We start from the raw sequence: 15,044 nt of genomic DNA on the forward strand, positions 1-15,044 counted from the left end.
TTAATTTCAAATGGAGAAAAACAATGCGAAAACAACTTGATTTCAACATTAATCAAGAACGAAAAGAAGTTTTTGCGATAATTAATTATCTGGAAGAACGGCTAAGGGGACATGTCGGTTATGAGACTGTAACTATGGACTTCCTTGAAGAACTGGTTATTCGAGCGGTTACTTACCGGCATTTTTCCCGGCATAAATTAACAGACGTTATCTTGCCCGGAAAACTGTCATATATGGAAGCTTGCCCTGTCCCGGAAAATCTTATGGATAGTATTGCAATGGAAGTGGTGGAAAAATTTTCCTGGAAGTGGGACGATTATCTCACCAAACATGAGTTTCCTGTGATCTTGGGTTTGATTCACGAGTGTTTTCTCGAAAAGAAAAATCAACGGAAGCCAACAGGCATATATTATACTCCAGAGCCGGTTGTACATTACATGGTAAATAGAACCCTGCAAGCTTTTTTCGCAGACCTGTTGAACAAGATCAGGAAGGACAGGGCTGATTATAGGATTTTGCAGGAACATTTAACCAAGCTAAAAAATCATGCTGTAATTGACCCGGCCTGTGGTTCGGGCGCCTTTCTGGTCTATATTTTTCGGCAATATCTGAAATTTTATCAGCAACTGGGAGAGATATTTTTATCTGCCACTCCTCTGTCCGGTGAAGTGAGGCAGGGAAATGTAGTTGTTCCCGAAAATCTTTCCTCTCATATAATGGATAATCATATTAGAGGAATAGATGTTGACCCTGATGCTGTGCGTCTGACCAGGCTGGCCCTTTACTATTACGGTATCAACCATTGCGCCGGAGATTTTAAAGGTTTTTTAAAAAGTCTGGAAGTCGCGGTGCAATGGTCCAATACACTTGAAATCAGCCCAGAAAGAAGAGTCAAATATGACCTGGTAATCGGTAATCCGCCTTACATCGCTAACAAAAGCATTCCTGCAGGACTCAAGAAAAATATAAGGAAGCTTTTTTCCACAGCCACTGGCCAGTTTGATTCTATCGTTCCTTTTATGGAATTTGGCATCAAGTCTTTAAAACCCGGCGGGATATTAAGTTATATAGTGAGCAACAAATTTATGGTGGCCGATTATGGTATAGAATTGAGAAGGTTAATGCTTAAGGAAACTACATTGAAAAAACTTGTTGATGTATCTTCGCAAAAAATCTTTGCTGACGCATCGATTTACCCTGTAATTCTGATTCTCGAGAACCGGGTGCCGGGGAAAAATTCCGTCGTTACTATTATTGACGGAATTGTTCTGCCGGGGAAAAACAAAATAGAAGAGCAAAACCCGAATACCATTCCCCAGGATTTTTTTCTGAACTTGGGCCCATCCCTGATCAGTACCGGCATTTCCCGGGAAATTTTGCCGGTCATTGAAAAAATTAACGCCTGGCCCGGCCGGCTCAATACAAAAGATATCCATTGTGGAATTGCAAGAGCAGGTTTCGGTAAACATATTACCAGTAAACCTGATAAAAAAACAGAATGGTTTCGGATTCTTTTGGCTGGGGACATTAATAATTACAGAGTAAAGGAATCCGATAAATTTATCAGTGCAGTTCATGTCAGTAAACAACAGAATAAATTGTTTAGAGAAATAAAACTGGTTGTTCCTGGCATTGCCCGCAGATTAAAAGCCGCCATTGATTTTCAAGGCAGGGCTGCAGGCAGGGTATATTTTATCCCGTTGGCCGGTAACGGATACAATGTTGATAAACTCTACTACCTATTGGCATTGCTGAATTCAGCGGTCCTTGAATTTTATTACCGGGTACTTTACTGGCCTGTACACCTGGCCGGCGGTTACATGCGGATTAACAGCACCTACCTGGTCACTTTACCCATACCCTATTGGGAAACCGGAGAACCGGAACGCAGGCCTGATGTAAGAAAGGTCATTGATATGGCCAAAGAAATTACTCAATGTGCCGACGATAAACTAACTGCCTTGGCTTCAGAACTGGACCGTTATGTTTTCGGAATATATGGTCTCGACCATATGGATGCGCAAAAAATCCTGAATTTCCTTGAGGCAACTGCTGGACGTAGAAGTCAAAAATTTACGCGAGGTGACAGGAGAAGACAGAAACTTAAATGAGGTGAAAAGATGAGGGAAAAACTATTGCACTCCGATATTAAATTCAGGGGTAAGGTGCTTGAATTTAGACTGGATACGGTTGAGCTGGTCAACGGCAAAACGGCCACCAGAGAACTGGTAATTCATCCTGGCGCCGTCAGCATTGTCGCCCTGGACGGTGAAAAAATAATCATAGTCAAACAATACAGGCATCCAGTCGGTGAAATCCTCTGGGAAATCCCGGCTGGAAAATTGGACCCCGGGGAAGAGCCGTTGCATTGTGCCCAAAGAGAATTATACGAGGAAACCGGGTGTAGAGCCATGGATTGGAAACATTTAAGCACTTTTTATACTACGCCCGGTTTCAGTAACGAAATTATGCACCTGTACCTGGCTACCGGGTTGGTCCAGGAGGAGCAGTCATTAGACGAGGACGAATTTCTGAGCGTCGAAAAGGTCTCTTGGCAAGAAGCTATGTCGATGATTGCCCGTGGTGAAATCAAAGATGCCAAGTCAATTGTGGGGATTTGCCTAACTTACGCTGTAAAGACCGGAAGAACCGTCCAGTCTTAGGACGGTTCTTCCAGTTTCTGCAGTTCATTCATCAGATCATCTAAATTGACTCCGTGGCCTCGGGCAGCCTGCCCAAGGGTTTCATAGGCAACACCGCCTCATCCGATGCAGCGCATGCCGTATTTCATGAAGATACGTGCTGATTCCGGGTGTTTCATGAGAATATCTCTTATCACCGTATTTTCCGTTATCACTTTTATCACCTCGGATTTAATTGCGCCGGGAGGTGGCAACCTCCCGGCAGGTGCGCTATTGTAAGGTATTTTCAGCCATCATGCGCTCGGCTTTCTCTATGGCTAACCGGACCAGGTTTCCGCAGTTTCTGCTGGATACTTCGCCCCAACCACTTGTGCGGACCGTGTCATAAACGCCTAACTCTTTGGCCAACTCGTACTTCAGAGTATCGGACATCAGACCACGTCTTCTGGCCACAAAATTACCTCCTTTTTAATGCGCACCCGTTATTATTGTTTTAAAAATGAAATAATAATATGAATAATAAAAGCTATAAGTTTTTGGTATCTTGGCGGAAGAAGGTTAAATAAAATGTAGTTTTTCGTGGAATACTTTAAATAAAGCAATTAATGATTGGAGGATTAATAATGAATAAACTAAACGAAATGCATATAGCTGAACTAAAAGATAGCGAAGTAGCAGAACTGCAGAAGTTTGAAAAAAGTTTAAACAATATGCACCAGGGAGAAGAACTTTACGTACTGGTTTTGCGGCAATAACCCAAAGTGTTTCCAAGGGTCCGGCATAAACCTCTGACTATCATAATAAACTGTTACCACAAGAAAAAAAGGATAGGAGGGGGCTATATGGGGCCTAAAATTAATGCGGACCTTTGTGCAGGGTGTGGCAACTGTGTGGACGTATGTCCGGCAGATGTATTTGTGTTAAAAGACGGTAAAGCCCAAGCCGAAAATGAGGGCAATTGCCTGGAATGCGGGGCTTGCGCCGAGGAATGTCCACCCCAGGCAATAAATTTGGAAGAATAGAGAATATTAAAAAGGCTGCCCTTTCAGGCAGCCTTATTTATGCAATAACTTCCCAGTAATTTTTTTGCGACCGGTATGGTTCGATAATCATCTGGTTGCCCGAAAGCCTGGCCAACTCCGGTTGGGTAGCCCTGGTGTCCTTTTCCGGCGGGCGGGTAATTTTATCGGCGATTCTAAGTTGGGTCGGTTCCAGACGATAGGCCAGTATAATAGCATTTTCATTTCCGGCAGCGCCGGCATGGGCAATCCCACGTAAAACACCCATCACAATAATATCCCCACCGGCGCAAATTTCCGCTCCGGGATTAACATCGCCCAAAACCACTAGGTTGCCGTGATAATGCAGTTTTTGTCCTGAACGCAGGTTACGATGAATAAGTAGGGTATCTTCAAGCAAAGCAGAATTTCTGTTCACCGGTAACGGGGAATCGGTAGTTTGGAAACCCCGGCTGTGTAAACCGGCCGCTGATTCCTGCAGAGCAGCCCTGACCTGGTTGGAAACGTTATTTGTTTCCGGTGGCCATGGTATAGCCGGAGCATGAATCATACCATGGCTACAACAAAGCTGTTCCAGTTCAGAAAAGATGGAGGGATCATATCTTTCACCGGCAAATATTTTAAACTTGGCATTTTTAAAAAATCCCGGGCTGGCTAAAATTTTCGCTTCTAGATCAGCTTTTATGGTGCCAAGTTCTGTTTCAGGGTCAATGCAGATTACTAATCCGTTTATCGTTCCTTTAATATTAACGCTTTCTTTTTTCATTTTAACCCCCTGATGAGTTTTTTAGTGCTGCCGTGTCACTGCATGTTTCGACTTAAAGCAAGAAATTCCCTGCAATTTTTATACATATTTACATATATATCAACTCTTTATTCCAGAAAGATTTCTGTAGATGAGCCAAAAATTTTCCGCTGCATATCAAGTTTTGGGGAAAAATTACGATATATTTTTTGGTGACTTGTTAGAAATTCTTAATAGTTATTCTTTGGTAAGTACTTTTCATATTCCGTTTCCAGGTTGGCATCGTAACCACAAACCCGGTTCCGCCCTGTATTTTTGGCATAATATAGGCTACAATCAGCCCGGTGAATCAGCATGGTTTTGTTTATGTCAGGGGTATATTCGGCCACACCGACGCTGACCGTAACCGGGCTTTTAAATATACCTCTGCGGTCATTGGCGGTGGTTTCTTCAATTTTAGCCCTGATACGCTCGGCAATCCTTTCGGCAATTTTCTGGGTACAATTGGGGAATATAATGGCAAATTCCTCGCCGCCGTAGCGGCAGACCGTATCTTCCGAACGGACATTGCTTTTCAGGATTTTGCTGATTTCGTGTAAAACCTGATCGCCGTATAAGTGTCCGTAAGTATCGTTGACTTTTTTAAAAAAATCGATATCCAGTATAATTAGTGATAAAGCCGTACCGTTGGCCGCTGCTTTGTTGATTTCTTCATCAAGTTTCTGCTGAAAATATCTGAAGTTAAACAGGTTCGTACAGGGGTCTATGGTAGCCTGCTCTTTCATAGCATTAAAAAGCTGGGCATTGCTGATTGCAATAGAAGCCTGACTGGCCAGCGCATTTACAAGGGCAATTTTATCCGGGGTCAAACTTTTGTTTTGATACATGGAATGAATATTTACAAATCCTATGACTTTGTTCCGGGAAACGAGAGGTACACTCATCAGCAGGGGAATGTACAAGTTGTTTTCTGGCCCGAAAAAGGAAGGACTTTTTTTCTCCATAACTTCTTTGAAAGGGCCCGTATTGATTCTGGCATAATAAATATAAAAGTTTTCTATATCTTTCGGGTCGAGGCCATAACTTTCTGCTATACGCAACGTTTTATCCTCCTCGTTTACCAGCGCTATGGACACGCCCTGGGTATTGACCAGCGTGGTCATCACCTGGAGAATGAGGGGAAGAATTTCCTGCAATTCAAAAGTTGATGTTAGAGCCGTATTTATTTCCCGGAACAATTTGGCTTCGAATTCAGTGCGTTCCAGTTTGTTCTTTACTGCTTTTAATTCGTTCTGCAGGGCGTTAAACCGCGCAAGAAGGCCTGTAGCCCTTTTAAATAAACCCCTGGCCTTTTGTTTTTTACTGCCGGTCGCGGTCAACGAGAATCACCCCTAATCAAAAACCTTGTTTCTATATATTTCTACAATATCCTGAAATAACCTCTTAAATCAGAGATAATTTCCTTTGGCAGGTGCAAAAATTATGGGAGAAATTATGGAGAAAAAATTCATTGTCAGGGCCGACCTGTACGGTATAATTGCTTCAAATGAAAAACAGAGTTTTTGGCTGCCCAAAGTCCGGGGTTTGCTGTATTTTGATGACCACTTTCTGCATTTTAAAGGGAAGCAGGAGCATGATGAGTTTAAATTAGGTTTTTTGAAAATAATCAAAGTAAAAATGGTTTCTTTGAATCCTGTGAAAAATCAATGGATTTCCGGTTTTTTTGGTTCGCCGTTTTTTTTATTACTCTGGAACCCTTTCTGGAACCGGTGGGTTCTCAATATAACCTATCTGGACGAAACAGGACAACCGATGGAGGTATTTTTTAAATTAAAAACAAAAGGTTTCACTGTCACCACCTTACAACTTTTAAAAAGCTACCTGGAGGCAAATAAATAATTGTTATCGTCAAATACCCATTTAATAAAAATAATTTATTAACACCATAAAGGACCATACACAGGCCTTCTTGAATACTATAATAAAAAAGTGAGTTACTGTACATACTGCAAGTTATACGACAATTCGAGAAGGTGAAACCTATGCTTCAGGATATCTTTAACCTTACTGAATTTTGTGTCATAACATTTCCTAATACACAGTCGGCGCTGCAGGCGGAAAAAATTCTCACTGAGGAAGGAGCGGAATTTGTCCTTATTCCTACGCCCAGAGAAATCTCGGCCAGTTGCGGGCTGGCGGTTAAATGCTCCCGCAGTAACAGTGAACGGTACCTGCAGATTTTGAAAGCCAAGAGGGTTCCCTGCGGGGACACACATTACTTCAACAGACCGCCACGCCGCTAAATTTATTGAAAAACTCCCGGTAACGGGAGTTTTTTTGTGCCGGAGTTAATTCGGCCCTGGCTATATTTTCTTATACTTTAAAAAAGGGTTTTGTCGTTTTTATAAGAAATTATTTTCATTAATAAGCTTGGCAAAGGTGATCGTATGAAACAGAAGATTCTGGTTGTGGATGACGACCCAAATATCTGTGAGCTGCTGGTTGTTTACCTGGAAGAAGATTTCCGGGTCAAGACTGTTTTTGACGGCAATAATCTGGAACAGGTGATCTCTGAATACCGGCCTGACCTAATTTTGCTTGATGTGATGCTGCCGGGAAAAAACGGATTCGACATTTGCCGAGAAATCCGGGACAAGTATGAAATACCGATTATATTTCTTTCTGCCAAGGGGGAGGAAATTGACAAGGTATTAGGCCTGGAATTCGGGGCCGATGATTACATAACCAAACCTTTCAGCCCGCGGGAAATGGTGGCCAGGGTGAAGGCTGTTCTCCGCAGGGCCCAGAACCGCAGCGGCAAAAAACGGGACGAACTTATTTTTCCCCACCTGGTTATCGATTTGGAAGCCCGGACGGTACAGGTTAATAACAGCTATGTAGATCTGACCCCCAAGGAATTTGATATCCTTGTTTTAATGGCCCGGCACAACGGGAAAGTCTTTACCCGTGAAGAAATACTGAACCGGATCTGGGGTTACGATTTCGCCGGAGAAACCCGGGCCGTTGATTCACATATCAAGAGGATCAGGCAAAAGATTGAAAAAATTCCCGGAGCTCCGGAATACTTGCACACGGTTTGGGGCCTGGGGTACAGGTTTGAGGTGCCGGAAAATTGATAGGTGATAAGCTGTTCAAAAAGATGATTGGTACCTATGTGGTTATTATATTGGCCAGTTTCACAGTACTTGGATTTTTAATGACGATCCTGCTTACTAATTATTTCAATTACAACAAACGTTCCGAATTGATTGTCAAAGGTGCGGATATAGCCGAGCTTATCAGGCCTATTTTATTGGAAAATAAAGACCCAACTGATCTGGTCGCCTGGTTGAACAGAGCAGACCGCAATCTTGGGACAGAAGTGTGGGTCATCCGTCCCAACGGCACGGTAATTACAGCCTCGGCTCATCAGTGGCGCCATGAAGGCGACCGGATAAACGAAGAAGAAATCAGGGAACTCCAGAAGGGCAACGTTGCCATTAGAGAAGGGCAGTCACAATTTTATTCAGAACCCGTGATCTGGGTAACGACACCGATAAAAAACGGCAATGAAGTAATTGGCGGAGTAATTCTTTATTCCCCTGTAATAGGCATCACCGAAACGCTGAAAAAAACCTGGCTTTTGTTTATCTACGCTGCCTTTGCAACTTTGCTGTTTTCGGTGCTGGTGGGCTATTTCTTCTCCAAAAGCGTTTTTGCACCACTGGAAGAAATGGATTGGATCGCCCGTAAAATTGCGAATGGAGATTTCAGCGAACGCCTGGAAATAGTTTCCGCAGACGAAATCGGGACCCTGGGCAGGTCAATTAACTATATGGCCGATAAACTGGAAAAGCTTGAAAAAACCAGACGCGAATTTTTGGCCAATGTTTCTCATGACCTCCGTACTCCCTTGACTTCCATTCTGGGATTCGTTGAGGCCCTGCAGGACAATAAGGATAAGAATCCTGAAACAAGGGCCCGCTTTTTAGATATCCTTCATTCCGAAACCTCCCGGTTAATAAGATTAGTCAACGACCTGCTGGATTTTACAAAAATTGAAGAAGGGGTCCTGGAATTGAATAAGCAACCCGTAGATATTGCTGAACTGGCCGGCAAAACGCTGGCTAAATATCAGCCCATACTGAAAGAGAAGGGAATCAGGACTTCTTTTGAATCAAGCGGAAATGCAATAGCCCTTGTGGACAGCGACAGGCTGGAACAGGTATTGACAAACCTCATGGATAATGCCGTGCGGTATGCCAGGAATCGAATTGTATTAAAGGTTTCGCAGGAAACCCAAGAGATCGGAATTACCCTCAGCGATGACGGGCCAGGCATTCCCGGGGAGGATCTACCGTATATCTGGGACCGTTTTTACAAGGTCGATAAATCAAGGGCCAAGGGGGCCGGTGGTACCGGTTTGGGTCTGGCTATTGTAAAAAGATTAGTTGACGCCCATAATGGGTCCATTGATATAGAAAGTCAGCCAGGTAAAGGAACAACTTTTATAATAAAACTGCCTGCAGGCGGGAAAAATTTATCCGGCACGTAATTCAGTTCCTAAAGTATAAGTATAAAAGAAGCAGCAAGGTGAAAAGATATAGCCTGAACGGAGGCGTTTTTTATGAAGGTATGGAAAGTTCTTTTCAACCTGTTGCTGATATGCTTTATTCTTTTATCTGTCACCGGTTGTTCCTTCAGTGTAGGTTCTCCGCAGCGGAAACCGGAAATAAGTAGGGAAGACGTCAAGGGCATGGTAAAAGAGGAAGTCAATTCGGGCCAAACCAAAAGACTGGTCGAAAACGCAGTGGCCAAACAGCAGATGGAAGATCTGTTAAAGTCGCCGGAGGCCATGAAACTGCTTCAACAGGCCGTAATGGAAAGCTTTGCCGCTCCTAAAGTAGGAAAAGAATTACAGAAAAATATGAGTGCCACACTGCAAACCCCGGAAATTCAGAAGCTTTTTCAGGAGCATATCCAAAAAGCCCTGACTACACCGGAAGTACAAAAAAGCCTGCGTAACATGGTCCAGCAATCTATTATGCAAATAGTACAGGGCCAGGGTGGTGGCGGCGGTGGTGCCGGTGGCGGCGGTGGTGCCGGTGGTGGCGGTGGAACTTAGGAGGTTGTCTGGAAGGCAGCCTCTTTAAAATACCCTTTTTCCAGGGCTTGGCCGCATTGAACCATTACTTTGCCCCCGGCAATTACTGTATCAATATTTAAGTCCTTATCTAACAGGACCAGGTCGGCATCATAACCAACTTTGACTTTCCCTTTACCGGCAAGTTTTAACAGGGCTGCTACATTGCAGGTAATCAGTGAAATGGCCTCTGGAAAGGATAAAATGTTTTGTTTGATTAATTCGCGCACATCCTTCCATAATACTTCCACCGATCCCACCGAGATGGACTCCATGTTGCCGGCGGAGTCGAAATGTGGCAGACTGCCGTTGCCGTCCGAACTTACTGTAATCTGTTTAAGATTGACCTTTGCGTCTATCAGGTATTTTACCGCCTGTACCACGTGCAGGACCCTGGGCCCGTCATCCCTGGGATTGATGCCTGCTGTCAGATCAATATAGCCGCCCTTTAAAGCATAGTCTATAGCCTGGTAAAAGAGCCTGTCCAACCTGTTTGTATGAGTTGGGTTAAACTGAGTAATTGGCAGATCGGTATTATTTATCACATCAAATAATAACTGTAGTCCTTTTTTTCCTTCCCCTACATGAACGTGTACTATGCCGGCTTTGCCGCTCAGAATACCTCCAACCCTGGCTTCCGCTCCAAGTTTAGCCAGCATTTCCAGGGTTGGTTGAGCGGAGCGGTGATCAGAAATAGCGATTTCCCCGCAGCCGATAACCTTATCAATTAAAACCAGGTCGCTTCTCAAACTGTCAGTAAAAGTTCTGGTCGGTATCTCGTAGGCCCCGGTGTAAATATAAGTGGAAATTCCTTCCTGTTCCAGGCCTCGTGCTTTTGCCAGCAAACCGGCCACACTCCTGCTGACCCCATCTACTCCCAACAGGCCAACTACTGTGGTAATGCCATTGGTGGTCAACTGGTGGAGCTTGATTTCCGGTGTCCTGCTGGCCGGGCCGGCCTCGCCGCCTCCACCGGCAATATGGACATGCTGGTCTATGAAACCAGGTACAACATACATATTATCGGCGGCAATTATCTTTGTTTCCAGCGGCAGTCCCGATACATTTATCAGGGCGCCTATATGAATGATTTTCCCGGCGCAGATAAGGATATCCACCTTGCCCATGTCTTCCGGAGCGAACAGGTGGCCGTTTCTGATTACCGTAAACATAAGCTACCTCCGTCTGTGGTTATCCAAATCTTCAGCATGGTATTATTGTAGGCGAATTTAAAGAAAATTATTTAAATTCTGCAAAAAGCTCTGGAAATTTTCCGCCGGTTTATGTAAAATAAAATTAACAATAACAATATTTTACTGTTCTGGGTGATGATAATGCTTGTTGACAAAAGTAAAACCGTGTATCCCAGGCGTTACTTCAGAATCCCGGCAGACATGTCTGTGGAATTTAATATAATGAGATTTCAAAAAAGAGATGTCAAACACCTGATGGATAAAAAGGGGTTCGGACAATGCCGTGACCTGGGTGAGGATGGCCTGAGCTTCGTTTCTCAGTTGAAATTGCCGATAGGTATGGTTTTGCGGGTTACTTTGCATTTACCGCACCTTGGCGATGAACGTGTGCTGGCCCGTGTTGTCAGGTGTGAACCTGTCATGGAAGGAAACCTTATTGCCGTACAGTTTTTCAATATAAACGACCGGCGCCGGGAAAAAGTGAGGGCCTATATCGCGGAAGAAACAAAAAAACAATATAAGTTCCTGAATCATTTATAACATTTTGTGCCTGGCAGGGCACTTTTTTGTTTGCTTCCTGATTCCTAACTGGTATACTGAAGATGGATAAAGGTATAAGTCTTGTCCAAACAGTGGAAAAATATTGACTGGTAAATTTGCGATAAAGGAGCATTCATGTTGGAACAGGTAGTCTTATGGAAATGCGGCGACTACGACCCAGAACTTTTGAAAGAAGCCCTTAAACGATGTTTTACCTTGCTGGGGGGCCTTGATAAATTTGTCAGGTCCGGCCAGACCGTTTTCTTAAAACTGAATTTGTTGATGAAAAAGAAACCGGAAGATGCCGTCACAACACACCCGGCCGTCGTGGAGGCCATGGTACGCCTGTTGCAGGAACGCGGCGCCACGGTCATTATCGGGGACAGTCCCGGGGGGCCTTATAATCAAATGGCTTTAAAAGCCGTTTACAGAACAGCCGGAATTGAGGAAGTGGCCCGTAAAACCGGTGCTACTCTGAACTTCAACACCCAGGAAATTGATGTACCTTACCCGGAAGGTAAAATTATCAAACGTTTTACCCTGATTAAGCCCCTTGTCGATGCAGACATTTACATATCCTTGTCCAAGCTGAAAACACATATGATGACTAAATTTACAGGCGCTGTGAAAGTTAATTTCGGGGCCATTCCCGGCATGCTGAAGGCAGAATACCATTTTAAAATGCCCAGGGTAATGGATTTTTCTGAGATGCTGCTTGATTTAACGGAGTGTCTAAAACCTACCCTGAATATCATGGACGCCATAGTTGGTATGGAAGGTAAGGGCCCTTCAGCAGGGACCCCTAAGAAGGTAGGCGCCCTTTTGGTCAGTACCAGCGCGCCGGCCCTTGATGTGGTGGCGGCTGCCCTGGCGGGCATAGAACCTGTTTCTATACCAACTGTTAAAGCGGCAGAAAACAGGGGTCTTCCGGCTTCCATAAACCAAGTGGAACTTATGGGCTATAAACTTACCGATTTTAATATTCAGCCCTTTGCTCTCCCTGACTATACGGGCGAAGCCAGATTTCCAATTCCCGATCTTCTGAACAGGTTTCTGGAATCGTGGCTTAAACCAAAGCCGGTTTTCATGGAAGATCAATGTATCTTCTGCCGGGAATGCATAAATAACTGCCCGCCAAAAGCTTTAAGCGCGGGAAATAAAGCGCCGGAAATAGACTTAAACAAGTGTATCCGTTGTTTTTGCTGCCAGGAATTATGCCCCCGCAAGGCCGTGGATATAAAGAAATCACCCTTAGCCAGGTTACTGTTTAAGTAACTTTATAATTTCATGAAAAGGAGAGAAGACCTTGTTAGTTTCGGCAGAATGTATCCCGTGCTATTTGCAGCAGGCTATAAATACTTTGGAAAAAGGAGAAGTACCCAGGGCAAAATGGAATGAATTACTCAAGCGGCTGCTCCCTTTGATCAGTTCCCTGCCTGATGATAAAACACCGGCGGAAAATTCAACGTTGGTAATTCACCGGCTGGCGGAAATGCTTGGTGGTAATGACCCGTTTTTCAAGGCCAAAGAGGAATCAAACAAACGGGCCCTTTCTTATATTAAAGACCTCAGGGGGACTATTGCCGGGTCTGAAGACCCCTTGTTTACAGCCCTAAAAATTTCGGTGGCCGGCAATGTGGTCGATCTGGGCCTTTTTGATGACTTTGACTTGACTCAGGCCCTGGAAGATGCGCTTAAATTTGATTTTACCATTAACGACTATGACCGGTTTAAACAGGATATTGCCAAGGCTGAAACAGTATTAATTATCGGGGATAACAGCGGCGAAATTGTCTTTGACAGGCTTTTAGCCGAACAATTAAGGGCAATGCATAAAGAAGTTTTTTATGGGGTAAAGGGCGGATTCATCCTTAATGACGCCACAATCCAAGACGCCAACACAGCCGGGCTCCCGGAGGTTGCCCGTGTGATCACCAATGGCAATAGTTACCTGGGCACAGTAGAAAAATACTGCAGTGAGGAATTTTTAACGGTTTTCCAAAATGCCGATACGGTCATCAGTAAAGGACAAGCTAATTACGAATCCCTGGAAGGCACAGTTCTGGCAGGGGAAAAAACCTATTTTCTTTTGAAGGCCAAATGTCCACTGGTGGCCAAGCACCTGGGTGTCAGATATGGTGCTATTGTGTTTAAGAGAAATGCGGTGGACAGTGAACAGTTGACAGTTAACAGTTAACAGTGAACAGTGAACAGTTAGCGTAAATTTTTTAAACCGCAGAATCCACAGAGGGCCCAGAGAAATATTTAAGCGGTTTCACCATCACAGTATTATTTAAATAATTTAATAATGTTTACAAAGAGAGCCGTTATCCCGGCGGCCATCAGGGGGCCAACGGGAATACCTCTGAAAAAGACGATGCCGATTATTGACCCCACTACCAGGCCAACCATTAGTTCCGGATCCATTTTCAGCAAATTAAGACCCTGGCCGTTCATATAGGTGGCGATGGCGCCGCCCAGGATGGCTAGGATTCCCGAAATGGTGATAAAACTATTAGATATATCTTTTATAGATACCTGGCCGGTAGCAAAAGGTACCAAAACGGAAATGGTTAGAAATAAAAGGCCTAATTCCAGGCCTCTGCGTTCCAGAACAGGGAAAAACTGGTGGAGGTTAAAGAGTTTTAGAACCAGTAAAATACATGCTGCCGTCGCGATAATATTGGACCTACCAAGGATGCCTATCAGGATCAGGGTAACCAGAAGGGCTTCCCCCCACATAAATTAAGTCCCCCTTGAATTATATCCTTACCATATAACCTATGAACTCATTTTAACTTATGCGCCTCTAACAAATGATATTCTATTCTTAGCTTTGAACGACCAACCCACCGCCGTTGTATAAAAATTACCAGTCCGAGCTATAATATTGTTGCACCGGGTGGCATTTTATGATAAAATAACCAATGGTGTTAAATACACACGTCTCCTTGATTTACGCCGCGGTGCCGGGTCTCCGGTCCGGCGTAGAAATGAAAGAGGCGGAGGATTAAAACCAGTTGAGAGGAGGTGAACCTTGTGGCCGTTATTTCTATGAAACAACTGCTGGAGGCCGGGGTTCATTTTGGTCATCAGACCAGGCGTTGGAATCCCAAAATGGCTCAATACATCTTTACTGACAGGAACGGTATCTACATAATTGACCTACAAAAAACAGTAAAGATGGTAGAAATTGCTTATGAGTTTATTAAAAATACTGTTGCCGAGGGAAAAACAATTCTGTTTGTCGGCACCAAGAAACAGGCGCAGGAAGCAGTTAAAGAAGAGGCTGAACGTTGCGGTATGTTCTATGTCAATCAACGTTGGCTGGGTGGTATGTTAACCAATTTCCACACCATCCGCAAACGTATCAACCGTCTTCAGGAACTGGAGAAAATGGAAGTTGACGGAACCTTTGAAGTCCTGCCCAAGAAGGAAGTAGCTGCGCTCCAGCATGAAAAGGAAAAACTGCAAAAGTTTTTGGGCGGTATCAAGGATATGAAGGAACTACCCGGCGCTCTGTTTGTAATCGACCCTCGTAAAGAGCGTATCGCTGTAGCCGAAGCCAGAAAACTTGGCATACCTATCGTAGCTATCGTTGATACCAACTGTGACCCTGACGAAATTGACTATGTCATACCCGGAAATGACGATGCTATTAGAGCAGTTAAGCTGTTGACGAGCAAAATGGCTGATGCTGTTTTGGAAGGCAATCAGGGCCAGGATGTAGTCGATGAGGAAACAGCCGCTGCGGAATAAAGG

Annotated in this window: 19 protein-coding genes; 13 read left to right on the plus strand and 6 right to left on the minus strand. The window is 44.2% G+C overall.

Annotated elements, in window-relative coordinates; translation table 11 throughout:
- Nucleotides 1-23 precede the first annotated feature (23 nt).
- On the plus strand, nucleotides 24-2,111 hold the full coding sequence (locus Tfer_RS01405; RefSeq protein WP_052216555.1) for an N-6 DNA methylase family protein: 2,088 nt from the start codon (nucleotides 24-26) through the stop codon (nucleotides 2,109-2,111).
- 9 nt (nucleotides 2,112-2,120) lie between these two features.
- Nucleotides 2,121-2,663, plus strand: coding sequence for an NUDIX domain-containing protein (locus Tfer_RS01410; protein WP_052216556.1), 543 nt, complete (start codon nucleotides 2,121-2,123; stop codon nucleotides 2,661-2,663).
- A 98-nt stretch (nucleotides 2,664-2,761) separates the two neighbouring features.
- On the opposite strand, the gene Tfer_RS17245 is transcribed toward Tfer_RS01410, so the two are convergent.
- Both Tfer_RS17245 and Tfer_RS01415 read right to left on the minus strand, forming a co-directional pair.
- A complete protein-coding gene (locus Tfer_RS17245; RefSeq protein ID WP_157723950.1) occupies nucleotides 2,762-2,866 on the minus strand; it encodes a DUF1858 domain-containing protein in 105 nt (34 codons plus the stop codon).
- Between the two features lie 46 nt (nucleotides 2,867-2,912).
- Nucleotides 2,913-3,095, minus strand: coding sequence for a small, acid-soluble spore protein, alpha/beta type (locus Tfer_RS01415; RefSeq protein WP_013120215.1), 183 nt, complete (start codon nucleotides 3,093-3,095; stop codon nucleotides 2,913-2,915).
- 170 nt (nucleotides 3,096-3,265) lie between these two features.
- On the opposite strand from Tfer_RS01415, the gene Tfer_RS17050 reads away from it, so the two are divergent.
- Nucleotides 3,266-3,397 carry a hypothetical protein gene (locus tag Tfer_RS17050; protein ID WP_282432034.1) on the plus strand — a complete coding sequence of 44 codons (132 nt, stop codon included), beginning with the start codon at nucleotides 3,266-3,268 and terminating at the stop codon, nucleotides 3,395-3,397.
- An 87-nt stretch (nucleotides 3,398-3,484) separates the two neighbouring features.
- On the plus strand, nucleotides 3,485-3,664 hold the full coding sequence (locus Tfer_RS01420) for a 4Fe-4S dicluster domain-containing protein (protein ID WP_013120217.1): 180 nt from the start codon (nucleotides 3,485-3,487) through the stop codon (nucleotides 3,662-3,664).
- Between the two features lie 37 nt (nucleotides 3,665-3,701).
- Here Tfer_RS01420 and minC read toward each other — a convergent pair whose 3' ends face one another.
- Entirely contained in the window at nucleotides 3,702-4,427 is a 726-nt protein-coding gene (gene minC / locus Tfer_RS15805; protein ID WP_083436700.1) for a septum site-determining protein MinC, read from the minus strand.
- A gap of 209 nt (nucleotides 4,428-4,636) precedes the next feature.
- The gene (locus Tfer_RS01430; RefSeq protein ID WP_052216557.1) at nucleotides 4,637-5,785 is read right to left on the minus strand and encodes a sensor domain-containing diguanylate cyclase; all 1,149 of its coding nucleotides are present in this window, start codon (nucleotides 5,783-5,785) and stop codon (nucleotides 4,637-4,639) included.
- A 103-nt stretch (nucleotides 5,786-5,888) separates the two neighbouring features.
- On the opposite strand from Tfer_RS01430, the gene Tfer_RS01435 reads away from it, so the two are divergent.
- The 5 genes from Tfer_RS01435 (at nucleotide 5,889) to Tfer_RS01455 (ending at nucleotide 9,531) form a co-directional block, all read left to right on the plus strand.
- A complete protein-coding gene (locus Tfer_RS01435) occupies nucleotides 5,889-6,305 on the plus strand; it encodes a hypothetical protein (protein ID WP_052216558.1) in 417 nt (138 codons plus the stop codon).
- A gap of 143 nt (nucleotides 6,306-6,448) precedes the next feature.
- The gene (locus tag Tfer_RS01440; RefSeq protein ID WP_013120221.1) at nucleotides 6,449-6,709 is read left to right on the plus strand and encodes a putative Se/S carrier protein; all 261 of its coding nucleotides are present in this window, start codon (nucleotides 6,449-6,451) and stop codon (nucleotides 6,707-6,709) included.
- 144 nt (nucleotides 6,710-6,853) lie between these two features.
- Nucleotides 6,854-7,543: a response regulator transcription factor gene (locus tag Tfer_RS01445; protein ID WP_052216559.1), complete on the plus strand. Its 690-nt coding sequence runs from the start codon at nucleotides 6,854-6,856 to the stop codon at nucleotides 7,541-7,543.
- Nucleotides 7,540-8,961: a sensor histidine kinase gene (locus Tfer_RS01450; protein WP_052216560.1), complete on the plus strand. Its 1,422-nt coding sequence runs from the start codon at nucleotides 7,540-7,542 to the stop codon at nucleotides 8,959-8,961. The genes Tfer_RS01445 and Tfer_RS01450 overlap by 4 nt, the downstream gene beginning before the upstream one ends.
- A gap of 72 nt (nucleotides 8,962-9,033) precedes the next feature.
- Complete coding sequence (locus tag Tfer_RS01455) at nucleotides 9,034-9,531, plus strand: hypothetical protein (protein ID WP_052216561.1); 498 nt, start codon at nucleotides 9,034-9,036, stop codon at nucleotides 9,529-9,531.
- On the opposite strand, the gene iadA is transcribed toward Tfer_RS01455, so the two are convergent.
- Nucleotides 9,528-10,721 carry a beta-aspartyl-peptidase gene (gene iadA, locus Tfer_RS01460; RefSeq protein WP_052216562.1) on the minus strand — a complete coding sequence of 398 codons (1,194 nt, stop codon included), beginning with the start codon at nucleotides 10,719-10,721 and terminating at the stop codon, nucleotides 9,528-9,530. The two genes, Tfer_RS01455 and iadA, sit on opposite strands and share 4 nt — an antisense overlap.
- A 162-nt stretch (nucleotides 10,722-10,883) precedes the next feature.
- On the opposite strand from iadA, the gene Tfer_RS01465 reads away from it, so the two are divergent.
- From Tfer_RS01465 to Tfer_RS01475, 3 genes are all read left to right on the plus strand, one after another.
- A complete protein-coding gene (locus tag Tfer_RS01465; RefSeq protein ID WP_052216563.1) occupies nucleotides 10,884-11,282 on the plus strand; it encodes a PilZ domain-containing protein in 399 nt (132 codons plus the stop codon).
- 135 nt (nucleotides 11,283-11,417) lie between these two features.
- Nucleotides 11,418-12,557 carry a DUF362 domain-containing protein gene (locus tag Tfer_RS01470; protein ID WP_052216564.1) on the plus strand — a complete coding sequence of 380 codons (1,140 nt, stop codon included), beginning with the start codon at nucleotides 11,418-11,420 and terminating at the stop codon, nucleotides 12,555-12,557.
- 31 nt (nucleotides 12,558-12,588) lie between these two features.
- Entirely contained in the window at nucleotides 12,589-13,479 is an 891-nt protein-coding gene (locus Tfer_RS01475; RefSeq protein WP_052216565.1) for a damage-control phosphatase ARMT1 family protein, read from the plus strand.
- Between the two features lie 92 nt (nucleotides 13,480-13,571).
- On the opposite strand, the gene Tfer_RS01480 is transcribed toward Tfer_RS01475, so the two are convergent.
- A complete protein-coding gene (locus Tfer_RS01480) occupies nucleotides 13,572-14,024 on the minus strand; it encodes a DUF441 domain-containing protein (protein WP_013120230.1) in 453 nt (150 codons plus the stop codon).
- A 297-nt stretch (nucleotides 14,025-14,321) separates the two neighbouring features.
- Between Tfer_RS01480 and rpsB the strand changes: the two genes are divergently transcribed.
- Nucleotides 14,322-15,041, plus strand: coding sequence for a 30S ribosomal protein S2 (gene rpsB, locus Tfer_RS01485; RefSeq protein WP_013120231.1), 720 nt, complete (start codon nucleotides 14,322-14,324; stop codon nucleotides 15,039-15,041).
- Nucleotides 15,042-15,044: the final 3 nt, after the last annotated feature.

Source organism: Thermincola ferriacetica, from assembly GCF_001263415.1.
Taxonomy (GTDB): Bacteria; Bacillota; Thermincolia; order Thermincolales; family Thermincolaceae; genus Thermincola; species Thermincola ferriacetica.